Annotated in this window: 9 protein-coding genes and 1 pseudogene; 9 read left to right on the top strand and 1 reads right to left on the bottom strand. The window is 58.6% G+C overall.

Features of this window, described 5'->3' with window-relative positions; translation table 11 throughout:
• Positions 1 to 251 precede the first annotated feature (251 nt).
• The 9 genes and pseudogenes from JCM25146_RS16385 (at position 252) to JCM25146_RS01485 (ending at position 13,934) form a co-directional block, all read left to right on the top strand.
• Positions 252 to 1,840, top strand: a pseudogene (locus JCM25146_RS16385) (2-isopropylmalate synthase).
• Between the two features lie 216 nt (positions 1,841 to 2,056).
• The gene (locus JCM25146_RS01520; RefSeq protein ID WP_025825379.1) at positions 2,057 to 3,103 is read left to right on the top strand and encodes a rod shape-determining protein; all 1,047 of its coding nucleotides are present in this window, start codon (positions 2,057 to 2,059) and stop codon (positions 3,101 to 3,103) included.
• 88 nt (positions 3,104 to 3,191) lie between these two features.
• Positions 3,192 to 4,106 (top strand): rod shape-determining protein MreC, encoded by a 915-nt coding sequence (gene mreC / locus JCM25146_RS01515; RefSeq protein WP_025825377.1) that lies wholly within the window; start codon positions 3,192 to 3,194, stop codon positions 4,104 to 4,106.
• Between the two features lie 4 nt (positions 4,107 to 4,110).
• Positions 4,111 to 4,674: a hypothetical protein gene (locus JCM25146_RS01510; RefSeq protein ID WP_025825375.1), complete on the top strand. Its 564-nt coding sequence runs from the start codon at positions 4,111 to 4,113 to the stop codon at positions 4,672 to 4,674.
• 19 nt (positions 4,675 to 4,693) lie between these two features.
• Positions 4,694 to 6,616, top strand: coding sequence for a penicillin-binding protein 2 (mrdA, locus tag JCM25146_RS01505; RefSeq protein ID WP_025825373.1), 1,923 nt, complete (start codon positions 4,694 to 4,696; stop codon positions 6,614 to 6,616).
• A gap of 4 nt (positions 6,617 to 6,620) precedes the next feature.
• Positions 6,621 to 7,775, top strand: a complete 1,155-nt coding sequence (gene rodA / locus JCM25146_RS01500; protein WP_025825371.1) for a rod shape-determining protein RodA — start codon at positions 6,621 to 6,623, stop codon at positions 7,773 to 7,775.
• A gap of 260 nt (positions 7,776 to 8,035) precedes the next feature.
• Complete coding sequence (locus JCM25146_RS01495; RefSeq protein WP_025825369.1) at positions 8,036 to 9,226, top strand: efflux RND transporter periplasmic adaptor subunit; 1,191 nt, start codon at positions 8,036 to 8,038, stop codon at positions 9,224 to 9,226.
• A gap of 4 nt (positions 9,227 to 9,230) precedes the next feature.
• Entirely contained in the window at positions 9,231 to 12,386 is a 3,156-nt protein-coding gene (locus tag JCM25146_RS01490; protein ID WP_025825367.1) for an efflux RND transporter permease subunit, read from the top strand.
• Positions 12,387 to 12,389: 3 nt separating this feature from the next.
• The gene (locus JCM25146_RS01485; protein ID WP_025825365.1) at positions 12,390 to 13,934 is read left to right on the top strand and encodes an efflux transporter outer membrane subunit; all 1,545 of its coding nucleotides are present in this window, start codon (positions 12,390 to 12,392) and stop codon (positions 13,932 to 13,934) included.
• Positions 13,935 to 14,025: 91 nt separating this feature from the next.
• Here the strand turns inward: JCM25146_RS01485 and JCM25146_RS01480 are convergent, their stop codons facing one another.
• On the bottom strand, positions 14,026 to 15,237 hold the full coding sequence (locus tag JCM25146_RS01480) for a tetratricopeptide repeat protein (RefSeq protein ID WP_025825363.1): 1,212 nt from the start codon (positions 15,235 to 15,237) through the stop codon (positions 14,026 to 14,028).
• Between the last annotated feature and the right edge of the window lie 15 nt (positions 15,238 to 15,252).

Here is a 15,252-nt window from a genome sequence, read left to right as displayed (position 1 = left end):
TCTACCGGTCATGATTTCCGACCGGTTCATGTCCGATTCCCTTACGACCCGCGTAACAGCGGCTCGGGGCGGCGTGGCCTTTCGTCTGGACCTTCTCCTTCGACTTATCAGCCTGAGCGATCCGGGTGGCCCTGCGCCGCCACGCCCAGGGGATTTTTTCAAGCGAGAGCGTCTGTGCCCCGCACAGGCAAAATATATGGCGCGCCATCCCTTATGGCAGCGCCGGACCAGAGTAATTCAGGAACATTTTCATGTCTGCTGATTCCACCAGCTTCAACCACCCATCTTTTGGCCGCATGACGCCTGACCGTGTCATTATTTTTGACACCACACTGCGTGATGGCGAGCAGTCCCCCGGCTTTTCCATGAATCTGGCCGAAAAGCTGCGTATGGCCGAGGCTCTGGCCACGCTGGGCGTGGATGTGATCGAGGCGGGCTTTCCTGTTGCCTCAAAAGGCGATTTTGAATCCGTGAACGAAATTGCACGCCACACCAAAGGCGTGGTGGTCTGTGCACTGGCCCGCAGCGGGGGTGCTAAGGACATTGTCGCCGCAGGCGAGGCACTGGCTCCGGCCGAACGCAGGCGGATCCACAACTTTATCTCCACCTCCCCCCTGCACATGAAGTACAAGCTGCGCATGGAGCCGGAAACGGTTCTGGAACTGATCACCTCCGGCAATACCGCAGCACGGAACCTGACGGATGACGTGGAATGGTCCGCCGAGGATGGCTCGCGCACGGACCCCGACTTCTGTGCCGCTGCGTGGAGGCTGCCATCAAGGCCGGGGCCACCACCATCAACATCCCCGACACGGTAGGCTACGCAACGCCCGAAGACATGGAAAAAATCTTCGCCATGGTGCGCGCACGCGTGCCCGGTGCTGATCAGGTCATCCTGTCCGCCCATAACCACAACGATCTGGGGCTGGGCGTTGCCAACACGCTGGCGTCCCTGCGCGGTGGGGCGCGGCAGGTGGAATGCACCATCAATGGCATTGGCGAGCGCGCAGGCAATGCGGCGCTGGAAGAAATTGTCATGGCGCTGCGCACCCGCCACGACCAGTACCCCTACACCACCAACATCCAGACCACGGACCTGCTCAAGGTCTCGCGCATGCTGGCCACTATTACCAGCTTTGACGTGCAGCCCAACAAGGCCATTGTAGGCCGCAACGCCTTTGCACATGAAAGCGGCATTCATCAGGACGGGGTGCTCAAAAACGCCGCGACCTATGAAATCATGACCCCCGAAAGCGTGGGCTGGAGCCGCTCCTCGCTGGTCATGGGCAAACACTCCGGCCGCGCCGCCTTCCGCGACAAGCTCAAGGCTCTGGGTTATGCCGACATGGACGACGCCCGCCTGAACGAGGCGTTCTCGCGCTTCAAGGACCTGGCTGACCGCAAAAAGGTGGTTTACGACGATGATATTGTCGCGCTGGTTGATGATGAAGCCCGCGACCACGACCATATCCGCTTTGCGGCTCTGGACCTGACATCCTCCTCCGGCAAGCCCTCCTCCGCCGCCCTGACCATTCAGGTCGATGGTCAGGACGTGCAGGCCAACGCCACGGGCAACGGCCCGGTGGATGCGGCCTTTAATGCACTGCGGCAGGCCTTCCCGCACGAGGCACGGCTGGCCCTGTTCAGTGTTGGTGCCGTCACCGAAGGCACAGACGCACAGGCCCGCACCACAGTCCGACTGGAAGAAGACGGCAAGCTGGTGGACGGTCAGGGCGCGGATGCGGACACTGTTGTCTCTGCCGTACGTGCCTATGTGCATGCCCTGAACAAGCTGCTGGTCAAACGTGCACGCACCGCACCAGAAGCCCTGACGGCCTGATTGGCTCCACATTGGGGGGCAGCACCCCCCTATAAGCGAGGCAGACACCCCCTTCCGTACGAAATTATGCGGAAGTTTATGAACAGAGGGCTTGTCTGCCTCGCTATGCGCCGTTAATCCGTGCAGATATATTGACCAAAGCGACCGTTGGGGTCCGTTTTGTTTGCTCACCCCTTCCACGTTGTCGCGTAGCGCCGCTTCAACCAGGAGTCCTGGATGTTCTCTCGTCTGCTCGGTCTTATGTCTGCTGACATGGCCATCGATCTCGGTACTGCCAACACCCTTGTCTATGTCAAAGGGCGTGGCATTGTACTGAACGAACCCTCGGTTGTGGCGATTGCAGACATACGTGGCAAAAAGCAGCTTCTGGCCGTGGGGGAAGAGGCCAAGCAGATGGTCGGCCGGACTCCGGGCAACATTGCCGCCATCCGCCCCATGCGCGACGGTGTTATTGCCGATTTTGACGTTGCGGAAGAAATGATCAAGCATTTCATTCGCAAGGTGCATAACCGCCGGGCCTTTGCCAGCCCGCAGATTATTGTGTGCGTCCCCTCCGGCTCCACTGCTGTGGAACGCCGCGCCATTCAGGAAAGTGCGGAAAGTGCGGGTGCGCGCCGCGTGCTCCTGATTGAAGAGCCCATGGCCGCAGCCATTGGTGCGGGCCTGCCGGTAACCGAACCTTCTGGCAGCATGATCGTAGATATTGGCGGTGGCACCACGGAAGTAGCCGTTATCTCCCTCGGTGGCATTGTGTATGCCCGCTCGGTGCGCGTTGGTGGGGATAAAATGGATGAAGCCATTATCTCCTACATCCGCCGCGCCTATAACCTGCTGATCGGGGAAAGCTCGGCCGAGCGGATCAAGATCAACCTTGGCGCAGCACTCCCCCCCGATGACCCCGAAGACAGCGGGCCGTGGCTGGATGTAAAGGGCCGCGACCTGATAAACGGCGTCCCGCGTGAGGTTCAGGTCTCTCAGGCCCAGATCGCTGAAAGCCTGATGGAGCCGATCAGCCAGATTGTGGATGCGGTCAAGACCGCACTGGAAAACACCCCGCCTGAACTGGCAGCCGATATTGTGGACAAAGGCATTGTCCTGACCGGTGGCGGCGCACTATTGTACCGCATGGGCGACGTCCTGCGTCTGGCCACGGGTCTGCCTGTAACGGTAGCGGAAGATGCCCTGTCCTGCGTTGCACTGGGTACGGGCCGCGCGCTGGAAGAAATCAAACGTCTGCGCAATGTGCTGACCACCATGTACTAATGTCCCGGTCTGGTGCGGGGGCTTAGTCCCCAACCCATGGTCTGGTGTGGTTTTTCATGCCGTCAGAGATAAAGGCATCCGGTTTTTCATGGTCCCGGTTTCCATTCAGGTAAGGCAGGCATTGAGCAAACTGGTTCTGCCAGTTCTGCTGCTCATGTCTGTCGGGATCATTATTGCCGGGCAGGCCGACCGCCCTCTGGCAGACAAGGCACGCATGCGCGTGGCCGATGTACTGGCCCCCCTTTGGAGCCTGCTTTCACGCACACAGACCGATAGCGAACGTCTGGTGCACGGGTTAAAGGAAGCCCGCAATCTGGCGGAAGAAAACCACCGCCTGAGTGCCGAAAACGCCAACCTGCGCCGGTGGTACGAAGTTGCGGTCTCCCTCGCACGGGAAAATGACACCCTTAAAACCGAACTCCACTGGGTGCCAGAACCCACGCCCGCCTTTGTAACCGGCCGGGTTGTGGCCGACAGTGGGGGTATTTATGCCCGCGCCGTGCTGCTGGTGGCAGGCACCAGCAGTGGCGTGCAGACTGGTAATATTGCGCTGGCCGCCAACGGGCTTGCTGGCCGCGTTACAGAGGTTGGCACGCATGCCGCGCGCATTCTTCTGATTAACGATATTGCCAGCCGCCTGCCGGTAGAGCTGGAGTCCAGCCATGCCGCGGCCATTATGGTGGGGGACAACTCCCCCCTGCCCCGCCTGCTCTATTACTCACAGGACACACGCCCCATAGAGGGCGAGCGGGTTGTAACCTCTGATCAGGCAGGGGCTTTTCCCTCCGGTATTCCCATTGGCAACGTGCATTACCTGCACCCCGGTCAGCCGGTAGTGCAGCCTTTCGCCCGGCTGGACAGGCTGACCATGCTGCGCGTGTTCGACTTTGGCCAGTCCGAGATCGAACCCCCTGAAGCCCCCGGCCATGTGCCCCTGACCCGCCCGCACCGTGCGTTGACACTGCCGTTTAAAACATTGCTCGGTCCGGGGCAGGAGGGATAACGCCATGCCGGACCCGCACCCCCCACGCTGGGAGCATGATACCGAAACACAGCTGACATCCCGCCAGCGACTCGACCGTACGGCACGGCACCTTCTGCCATCGGTTTTTACCGCACTGGTCATTATTTTTTTCTCTGCCCCTGTTAACATTCCCGGATCAGCCGAGCTGCTGCCCGCCATTGTCATCAACACCGTGTTTTTCTGGTCCGTATGGCGGCCATCGGGCATGCCTTCTCTGGCGGTTTTCCTGCTCGGGCTTTTTATGGACCTGGTGGGCTTTACACCGCTGGGGGTCAGCGCCTTTATTCTGTTACTGGTGCATGGCATCGGTGGTTATGCCCGTTTTGGTCTCATGCGGATGAATTTTTTAGTGGTATGGTGCCTGTTCGGGCTGGTAGGAGCGGCTGCCGCAGCATTGCAGTGGGCACTGGCCTGCCTGTTCCGCCTGCATCTGCTTGATCCGGCACCCGCCTTTTTTGAAGCCTTGCTCTGCATAGGGGTCTATCCGTTGCTTTCCGCCACTTTCTCGTGGTTCCTGCACATTCTGGACGAGAAGGACACGCCATGACCGCATGGGGGGTGCTCCCATGTGGCTAAAGCGGCGTAAACGCGACAACCGCCGCCTGATGCCCATCCGTGACCAGAAGGACCCGGCACGCGGCATTTTTACGCGCCGTGCACTGCTGTGCATGGCTGTACAGGTCGGGGCTCTGGGCGAGCTGGCCCGCCGCCTGTACCATATCCAGATCAACGATGGCGACCACTACGCCCGCATGGCGGCCAACAACCGTGTAAGCAAACGCCTGCTGGCCCCGCCACGCGGGCGCATTGTGGACCGCTACGGCATAGCCCTTGCCAATAACAAGGAAAACTGGCGCGCGCTCCTTATGCCCGAGGAGACAACGGATGTACCCGGCACCATAGAACGTTTTTCTGCCCTGATTCCGCTGGATGAGCGCGACCGCAATCGCATTGCGCGCGAGCTGCGCCACCAGCGCCGGTTTGTACCCGTCATGCTGCGTGACTTCCTCTCATGGGATGAGATGGCGCGGATCGAGCTGAACGCACCCTCCCTGCCCGGTGTGCTCATTGATGTCGGCACGCGCCGCGTGTACCCCGAAGGGGAACTGCTGGCGCATATTATTGGCTACGTCGCCCCGCCGAACGAGAGCGATGTAGCACATTCCACCCTGCTGGCCCTGCCGGGCATGCGCGTTGGCCGTGCCGGCATAGAGCAGAATCAGGACGAAAAACTGCGCGGCACCGCAGGTTCGGTGGAAATGGAGGTCAACGCCGTTGGCCGCGTTATTTCCGAATTGAACCGTGAGGAAGGCGTACCGGGGGAAGAAATTTCCCTGACCATCGACCGTGGGCTGCAACAGCGCGTGCTCAACCACATAGGCGACCAGACTGCCTCTGCCGTGGTCATGGACTGCCATAATGGCGAAGTGCTGGCCATGGTCAGCACACCCTCGTTCGATCCCTCGCTGTTTGACAGCGGTGTCAGCCACGCACAGTGGATCGAATGGACAAACAACCAGCATACGCCCCTTATCAACAAGGCTGTGGCCGGGGTGTACCCCCCCGGCTCCACCTTCAAACCGGCTGTGGCCATGGCAGCACTGGAATCGGGGCTTGTCTCCCCCACGGACCGGGTTTTCTGCCCCGGTCATCTGGATGTAGGGGGCACGCGCTTTCACTGCTGGTCACGCTGGGGGCATGGCTCGGTCGACCTGCATCTGGCCCTCAAATACTCCTGCGACGTCTATTTTTACGAAATCGCCCGCCGCATTGGCATGGACCGCATTGCCCAGACCGCGCACCGCATGGGCCTTGGCGTGCCGCTGGATATTGAACTGCCCCACACCCGCACCGGGCTGATCCCCACCCCGGCATGGCGGCAGGCCCACCACCACCACTGGAACGGGGGGGACACCATTGTCAGCGGGATCGGGCAGGGGTTCATACAGGTGACGCCTCTGCAACTGGCCACCTACACCGCTCGCATGGCAACCGGCCGGGCCGTACAACCCCACCTGATGCGCGCGATCAATGGCGAGATCAGCCCCATGGCGAACGCCGAGAACTGGCCTAGCCTCAACATGCCCGAAAAATACCTCGAGGCCCTGCGCGCAGGCATGTTTGCCGTGGTAAACGAACCCCACGGCACGGCCCCCAAGGCGCAGCTTGACCTGCCAGGCATTACCATGGCGGGCAAAACAGGCTCGGCGCAGGTGCGCCACGTCTCACGCGCATTGCGTGAGGGCGGGCACTTCAACTCCGCCAACCTGCCGTGGGAATACCGCCCCCATGCGCTGTTTATCTGCTTTGCTCCGTATGATGCGCCACGCTACGCCGTTTCGGTCGTGATCGAGCATGGCAACACCGGGGCAGATGCCGCGGCCCCTCTGGCGCGCGACATCATGCGCGACACACTCCTGCGTGACCCTGCCAACCACACCACACCCCCGCCTGAAAGCGTGGCCACTGTGGATGACAGTTTTGAATAACCGCATCAGGTTCCATAAACGCCTGCTGCGGGCCGAACCCAGCTTCCGGCTTATGGCCAAGCTGTGGCGGATAAGCTGGCTGTATGTGCTGCTTATCTGCACGCTGGCGGGCATTGGCTACGTGACCCTCTACTCCGCCGCCGGGGGCGTGCCTTACCCGTTTGCCGCCCCACAGGCCGCGCGCTTTGCCGTAGGGCTTGTGCTTATGGTGACTGTGGCCATGTTGCCCCCCCGGGTGCTCATGCGTGCATCATGGGGGATGTACGCGCTCTCACTCGTGCTTCTGGTCGCGGTGCTGCACATGGGCCATGTGGGCAAGGGTGCCGAACGCTGGCTTATGGTCGGCGGGCTCCAGATCCAGCCCTCCGAGTTCGCCAAGATCGCCCTTGTGACCGTACTGGCCACATGGTTCTCGCGCATGAACCATGCCCGTATGGGCAACCCGCTCTGGCTTGTTCCCCCTGCCTTTATGGTGCTGGTGCCGGTTGCGCTGGTCCTCAAGGAGCCCAATCTGGGTACGGCGGTTATTATCGGAGGGATTGGCGCATCGCTGTTTTTTACGGCGGGCATGCGCCTGTGGCAGATTATCCTGCTGGTGCTGCCTGTGCCCTCTCTTGTGCAATTTGCCTACGGCCATCTGCATGATTACCAGAAGGCGCGCATTACCACCTTCCTCCACCCCGAAAGTGATCCGCTGGGAGCGGGCTACAACATTATCCAGTCCAAGATTGCTCTGGGTTCGGGTGGGATGTGGGGGCAGGGGTATCTGCACGGCTCGCAGGGACAACTCAACTTCCTGCCCGAAAAGCAGACCGACTTCATTTTTACCATGATCGCCGAGGAATGGGGCTTTATCGGTGCTGCTGCCGTTATTGCCCTGCTGGTCCTGCTGATTATGGGGGGAATGGTCATGGCCATACGCTGCCGCAACCGTTTTGGCCGACTGATTGCGCTTGGCATCAGCATGAATTTTTTCTTTTACTGTCTGGTCAACCTGTCCATGGTCATGGGGGCAATTCCTGTTGGCGGGGTGCCTCTGCCGCTTGTCTCCTACGGGGGATCGGCCATGCTGAATGTTATGCTGGGGTTTGGTCTGCTGCTTTCAACATGGGTCCATAGGGACACACGGCTGGACGAAAGTGGCGGCAGCCCCGCCTGACACCCGCTATAAAGCTTGTTTTTACGGCCTGATCTGCTCTTGACTTGGAGCGGCTGCACTTTTAGCTTGCACGCTAAAGGTAACACTTAGTACTGTTTTTTCTGCCTTTCTTTTTCCACTCTGTTTTCTCCACATGGCGGCATCTGGCTCACGCTCCCCAAAGAGCTGGACGGGATGGGTTCCTCCCCCTTCCTGTCCAGCAAAGCGTGCCAAAGCCTGACACGTGCGGAAAACCCCTCAACACACAGGGCCACACCAAAGTGACAACACACACTTTTTCTTTTCGTCCGGTCCTGCTCTGCACGGTTGCCCTGCTTGCTCTGGAAGGCTGTAAACGCCAGTCCAACACAGCACATGTGCCGCCACAGGCCGTGGGCGTTGTAACCATACAGCCCCAGCCCGTAAGCGTGCACACCAGCCTGCCCGGACGCACGGATGCGTTTGAAATTGCTCAGGTTCGCCCACAGGTTACAGGCGTTGTGCTCAAACGCCTGTTTATCGAAGGTTCGGACGTTGAGGCTGGTCAGCAACTCTACCAGATCGACCCCGCCCGCTACAAAGCCGTGTACGACTCCGCACGTGGGCAACTGGCGCAGGCCATGGCGCTGGAAGGTACCGCCCAAGCCAAGGTCAACCGCTACAAAAAGCTGGTGCGCGAACACGCTGTAAGCCAGCAGGACTATGATGATGCCGTAGCGGCGGAAAAACAGGCCCGTGGCCAGATACAGAGCGCACAGGGGCAGGTGGAAAGTGCGCAGGTCAACCTTGGCTATACCAAGATGTATGCCCCCATTTCCGGCCGTATTGGCCGCACACTTATTACGGTTGGCGCGCTTGTCACGGCCGACCAGACCAGCAATACGGCCATTATTACCCGGCTTGACCCCATTTATGTGGACGTGAACCTGCCTGCCATTACCCTGCTCCGCCTCAAGCGTGAGCTGGCGGACGGGCGTATCCAGCGCCAGGCCAACGGCGAAGTGCCCGTAACCCTGACGCTTGAAGACGGCTCCCCTTACGAATTCAAGGGCCACATGGCACTGGCCGAAGTAAACGTGGATACGACAACCTCCACCGTTATTGTGCGCGCAATCATGCCCAACCCGCAAAAGCTGCTGCTGCCGGGCATGTATGTCCACGCCCAGCTAGACGAAGGTGTTGACCCCAATGCCCTGCTGGTGCCGCAGGAGGCCCTCAGCCGCAACACCCATGGCGACCCGCAGGTCTGGGTTGTACAACCCGACAACACGGTAGCCCTGCGCCAGATACAGATTGGCATGGCCATTGGCACCAACTGGCTGGTGACGGGGGGCCTTAAGGCAGGCGAGCAGGTGGTGGTCAGCGGTACGCAAAAGATACACCCCGGGCAGAAGGTCTCGGTACAGGCCAGCAAACCCAAGGCCGACACTCCAGCCGACTCCGCAGCACAGCCTGCGCAAAAGGGGCAGTAAATCCATGTCGCTCTCGCGGTTCTTTATCAACCGACCCATTTTTGCGTGGGTGATCAGCCTGATCATCATGCTGTTTGGCGGCCTGTCCATCCTGCGGCTGCCCATTGCCCAGTATCCCAGCATTGCCCCGCCCCAGATCGCCATTACCGTGACCTACCCCGGCGCATCTGCCGATACGGTCAATGACACGGTCGTGCGCCCCATACTCCAGCAGATGTTCGGGCTGGATCATCTGGAATATATTGCAGCCCAGTCCTATGCCTCCGGGCAGATGGAAATTGACCTGACCTTTGAGCAGGGCACAAACCCTGACATTGCGCAGGTGCAGGTGCAGAACAAGCTCCAGCTTGCCCAGCCCAAACTGCCGCAGGAAGTGACCGCACAGGGTCTGAGCATTACCAAAGCGGTCAAGAACTTCATGCTGGTTCTGGGCTTTATCTCCACCAACAACTCTATGAGCGGCTCCGATATTGCCGATTATGTTGCCTCCAACGTGTCCGACCCGCTCAGCCGTGTAACTGGCGTGGGGGACCACACGCTGTTCGGCTCCGAATATGCAATGCGGATCTGGCTCGACCCCAACAAGCTGTTCAACTACGCCCTGACCGTGCGGGATGTGGAAACCGCCATCCAGACCCAGAACATTCAGGTCTCCTCGGGCGAGCTGGGTGGTTTGCCCGCACGCAAGGACATCCGCCTAGATGCCACGATCATTGGCCCAACGCGCCTGACATCGGCTGGCGAGTTTGAAAAAATTCTGCTCAAGGTCCAGCCCGATGGCTCGCAGGTTCGCATCAAGGATGTGGCGCGGGTGGAGCTGGGGCCGCAGACCTACAACACCTCATCGTACTACAACAACCACCCCGCCTCGGGCATGGCGCTCAAGCTTGCTCCCGGCGCCAACCAGATTTCGACCGAGGCCGCCGTCCGCGCCAAGATTGATGAGCTGGAGAAATTTTTCCCACCGGGCCTGAAAACCGTTTACCCGCTGGATACGGAACCGTTCATCACCCTCTCCATTGAGGAAGTGGTCATTACCCTGCTCGAAGCAATCGGGCTGGTCTTTCTGGTCATGCTGGTGTTCTTGCAGAATTTCCGGGCAACTCTTATTCCCACCATTGCCGTGCCGGTGGTGCTGCTGGGCACGTTTGGTCTGCTCAACATCTTTGGTTTTTCCATCAACACACTCACCATGCTGGCCATGGTGCTGGCCGTGGGCCTGCTGGTGGATGACGCCATTGTTGTGGTGGAAAACGTGGAACGCGTGATGTCGGAGAAAAAACTCTCCCCCATCGAAGCAGCCCGCGTCTCCATGGACGAAATTTCAGGGGCGCTGGTTGGCATTGTTCTTGTGCTGACGGCAGTCTTTTTGCCCATGGCCGCTTTTTCCGGCTCCGTGGGGGTTATCTATCGCCAGTTCTCCATTACCATTGTCTCGGCCATGTGGCTGTCGGTTCTGGTTGCTATGGTGCTGACACCAGCATTGTGCGCCACCATGCTCAAGCCCGGAACACACGTCAAAACCACAGGCCCTGCAGGCTGGTTCAACCGTAACTTTGAACGCCTGACAAACGGGTACCTCAATGGTGTGCGCAAACTTATTGCCTCTACCGCACTCTCCATTACCTGTTTTGTGCTGATCAGCGCGCTGGCGGGCTACCTGTTTACCCGCCTACCCAGTGGCTTTTTGCCAGATGAAGATCAGGGGCTGATTTTTGGGCAGGTCACCCTGCCCCCCAACACCCCCATGGAGCAGACCACAAAACTGAACCGCGAAATTACGGATTACATCCTTAAATCCGAAGGCGGTCTTGTGGAATCTGTTTACGCCATCAGCGGGTTTAACTTTGCTGGGCAGGGGCAGAACTCCGGTGCATTCTTTATCCGCCTCAAGGACTGGAAAGAGCGGCCTCTTGCGTCGCAGACATCTGCTGCCATCGCGCAGCGGATTATGATGCACTACTGGTTTGACCCGCGCGCCCAGATTTTTGCCGTCAACCCGCCAGCCGTGCTTGAACTGGGTAACGCCACGGGCTTTGACCTTGAACTGGAAGACCGCGGCCACCTTGGCCACGAGCAGTTGCTGGCAGCCCGGAACATGGTGCTCGGCCTTGCCAGCAAGGACCACCGCCTTATGGCCGTGCGCCCCAACGGCATGGAAGATGCATCGCAATACCACCTTGATATAGACCGCGAAAAAGCAAACGCGCTGGGCATTACGATTGATGACATCAACACAACAATCGAAGGTGCTCTGGGCTCCATCTATGTCAACCAGTTCACCCGGAATGACCGCGTCAAGCAGGTTTACATTCAGGGGGATATGGACTCGCGTATGCTGCCACAGGACCTGGATAAATGGTACATCCGCACCAACACCAACACGCTTGCACCCCTTAACACCTTTATTCGCGGCTACTGGCTGACTGGTCCGCAAAAGGTGGAGGATTACAACGGCTTTAACGCCTTTGAAATTCTGGGCCAGCCAGCCATTGGTTACAGTTCGGGGGATTCCCTTGCTGCCATCAAGGACATTCTCAAAAAACTCCCTGATGGCATCGGCTTTGAATGGACAGGTCTGTCCTTTGAGGAAATCTCGTCAGGCTCTTCTACCGGCCCACTCTATGCACTGGCCAGTCTGGTTATTCTGTTGTGCCTTGCTGCACTTTACGAAAGCTGGGCTATTCCCTTTGCCGTCATGCTGGTGATTCCACTGGGAATTCTGGGGTCCATTGCCGCAACCCTGTGGCGGAACATGAACAATGACGTGTATTTTCAGGTTGGGCTGCTCACCACCGTAGGGCTGGCTGTTAAAAACGCCATTCTTATTGTGGAGTTTGCCAAAGCTGCCTTTGAACGTGGTGAATCGCTTGAAGATGCCGTGCTAACTGCCGCGCGTGAACGCCTGCGTCCCATCCTCATGACATCCATCGCTTTTGTGGTTGGGGTGTTCCCGCTGGCCGTTGCCACAGGAGCGGGCTCCGCCTCACGCGTAGCCATTGGCACCGCCGTGGTGGGGGGCATGGCCACCGCAACACTTCTGGCCATTTACTTTGTGCCTGTCTTCTTTGTTCTGGTTCTGCGTGTATTCCACGTCAAACGTCAGAGCGAACGCCAAGAGAGTGCACCACCTGCCCAGACCGCAACCGGGAACGAATAAGATATGGCTCATCAGTCCTTTTTCCGTCGCTCCCCGCGGCTCCGTGTTGCAGTTATGGCTGTTGCTGCAACACAGGTCCTGTCCGCGTGTACCATGATCCCCAAATACACGCGGCCCACCCCACCACTGGCCAAGACCTGGCCCGGTTATACCCAGACAGGTGAAGCCACTTTGCCAAAAGTGGCAGCTGATATTGGCTGGCGCGAATTTTTTGTGGACCCACGCCTGCAAGCCCTGATCACCATTGCCCTGCGTGAAAACCGTGACCTGCGCACATCCGCTGCCAATATTGCTACGGCACAGGGACAGTACGATGTACAGCACGCCGGTTTGTTCCCTACCATTTCAGCAACAGGTGGGCCCATCTATCAGGTTCCATCCAATGCTGCGGGGCTTAGCTTTGCTCCCGGGCTTGAACAGGGCCGGAGCGATGCAGCCTATGGTAGTGGACGTGTTTTTAAATACTATTCTGGTGGCATCGGATTTTCGTCTTACGAAATCGACTTTTTTGGTCGTATCCGCTCCCTGACAAAAGAAGCTGCCGAACGCGCCCTGAACCAGCAGGAAAACATGCGCAGCATGGTTATCAGCATCGTCTCTCAGGTCGCCATAGCGTATATTACATGGCTGGGAGATAGGGATACGCGCACACTGGCCCAGAACACCCTGACCAGCCAGCAGGGCAGCCTGAAGCTGACACAGGACAAATACAACCACGGTGAAGAAAACCTGCTGACCGTACGCCAGCTGGAAACGCAGGTGCAGCAAAGTGCCACCCTGCTCGCCGATGCACAGCGTAAGGTCGAGCAGGACGAAAACCTGCTGACCCTGCTCATTGGCGCACCCATTCCACAAAACCTGCCTGCACCCCTGCCCTTGGGTAAGCAGTCGATTCTGGCAGACCTGCCTGCGGGCCTGCCATCGGACCTTCTAACCCGCAGGCCAGACATTGTTGCCGCAGAGCATGACCTGCTGGCCTCGCAGGCCAGTATCGGTGCAGCCCGTGCGGCCTTTTTCCCGCGCCTGACCCTGACGGCATCAGACGGTGTTTCCAGCCTTCAGTTCCACAAGCTGTTTACTGCTGCCGCCACCACCTGGGGCCTTAACCCCAGCCTGCAAGTCCCGCTGTGGACATGGGGTATGAATAGCGGCAACCTCAAGGTGGCCAAGGCAACCCGCAACGGCAAAATTGCCGCCTACGAAAAAACGGTGCAGACCGCCTTCCGCGAAGTGGCAGATGCCCTTGCAGCCCGCAAAGCCTATCTGGACGAGAAAAAACAGATGGACGATCTGGTCTTTGCTGCGGGTGATGCCTACCGCCTTGCAAAACTCCGTTATGAAACAGGGACAGATTCCTACCTGACCACACTGGACTCACAGCGCTACTACTTACAGGCCCAGCAGTCCCAGATTACGGTTGCTGTCGCAAAATACCAGAATCTAGTGACCATTTACCGCGCCATGGGGGGTGGCTGGCAGGAAGGGGCTCCAGCAGCCCAAGCGCCAGACAACAAGGCCGCACAACCCGCTCCGCCCAAAGCCGGGTAGCAGACAAAGAACATATCATAATAAAAAGGCCGCATAACAGCGGCCTTTTTTATTACTCCCAGATTATTGCGTACCAAGTGTACGGCAATATTTACCCAAGTTTGAGCACCCAGAGCTGGGCAATATCATATGCCCCGTTATCCCCTGCAACGCTCTTCAAAGTCTGTATGGCCGCAGCTTTGTTCCCTGCCTGCATCTGGGCAAGTCCAAGGTGCAAGCGGGCAATATTGGGGTCCGTTACCCCTTTGGCAATAGCCTGCTCCATCAGAGCCAGCCCTTTGTCTGCCTGCCCGAAGGTGACATAGTTATACCCCACATTCAGCAGAGCATTCCCCGATGTCTGGGCAAGAGCAGCTTTTTCATCTTCTGCGATAGACGCTTTTTTATCGGCAATGGTTTTTTCAACCAGCGCTTTCAGGCGAGCCTGCCTTGGTGCTTCTGCTCCCTGGCCAAGAATCCCCTGTTTGTAACCCTGATCCATCAGATCCAGCGCAAGTTGGGGCATATGGCCCTGCATTGCGATTTCCGTCATTTCCATAAAATCGCGCGCGGTGGAAATGTCTCCCGCAGCCAGACGGATACGGTACACATCAAGCTGCAAGGCAGGAGGGATTTTTGTATTCACAACCAGTTCGTGCAGCAGAAGTGCCCAGTATTCTTTTTTAGGGTAATCACTGGCCAACAGAACATAGGCATGGGTCGCGGTTGTAGAATCCTTAAGAGCCGTGGCACTGGCTGCCAGCATCTGCAACTGCGATTCAACCGGCTTCTGCCCCGCCTTGACCGTTCTGGCAATAATCGGGGTTAAAACACGCACCGTTCCTGCATAGTCTTTTTGCAAATAATAAGACTGAGCAAGCAATGTTTCCATCTGCGGGTTAGGACCAACGTCCTTGAGGTAGCGCTGGATGGCAAGAACTGCCTTGGGATAATCCTTGGCATTATAAGCCATTGTCCCTTCCGACATCAGCATCTGGTTTTTCAGATTGCGCGGTGTGCGGGGGGATGCGATCAGTTTCTCATAAGCGGCGGTGGCCTGCGCAACATCCCCTGCCTGCGATGCCACTGCGGCGCGCATCTGAGCAATGGTGTAGTCTTCATAGGCACTTTTTCCGGCCACGCTGTCGGCTTCGTTCACGGCCGCCAGCGCCTTGGTATAGTTATGCGCCGCAAGAGCACTCTGTGCCTGCTGCAGGGCGGCACCAACCGGCTGCCCCAATGTGTCCGCCGCATATGCCGCCGGAACGGCAAGAGAGAAAACGGTCGCGGAACACAAAAGGCCCCGCACAAAACGCATGGTCATGCTCTTATCACTCCC

The sequence above is a fragment of the Acetobacter okinawensis JCM 25146 genome (assembly GCF_000613865.1).
In the GTDB taxonomy this organism is placed as follows: domain Bacteria; phylum Pseudomonadota; class Alphaproteobacteria; order Acetobacterales; family Acetobacteraceae; genus Acetobacter; species Acetobacter okinawensis.
The sequence above is the reverse complement of the archived record's forward strand: the minus strand, read 5'-3'. Positions and strand labels throughout refer to the sequence as shown.

Excerpts from the sequence above, each read along its gene's own strand:
- JCM25146_RS01520 (WP_025825379.1), top strand. The coding sequence starts at position 2,057 with ATGTTCTCTCGTCTGCTCGGTCTTATGTCTGCTGACATGGCCATCGAT.
- mreC (WP_025825377.1), top strand. The coding sequence starts at position 3,192 with ATGGTCCCGGTTTCCATTCAGGTAAGGCAGGCATTGAGCAAACTGGTT.
- JCM25146_RS01510 (WP_025825375.1), top strand. The coding sequence starts at position 4,111 with ATGCCGGACCCGCACCCCCCACGCTGGGAGCATGATACCGAAACACAG.
- mrdA (WP_025825373.1), top strand. The coding sequence starts at position 4,694 with ATGTGGCTAAAGCGGCGTAAACGCGACAACCGCCGCCTGATGCCCATC.
- JCM25146_RS01490 (WP_025825367.1), top strand. The coding sequence starts at position 9,231 with ATGTCGCTCTCGCGGTTCTTTATCAACCGACCCATTTTTGCGTGGGTG.
- JCM25146_RS01485 (WP_025825365.1), top strand. The coding sequence starts at position 12,390 with ATGGCTCATCAGTCCTTTTTCCGTCGCTCCCCGCGGCTCCGTGTTGCA.
- JCM25146_RS01480 (WP_025825363.1), bottom strand. The coding sequence starts at position 15,237 with ATGACCATGCGTTTTGTGCGGGGCCTTTTGTGTTCCGCGACCGTTTTC.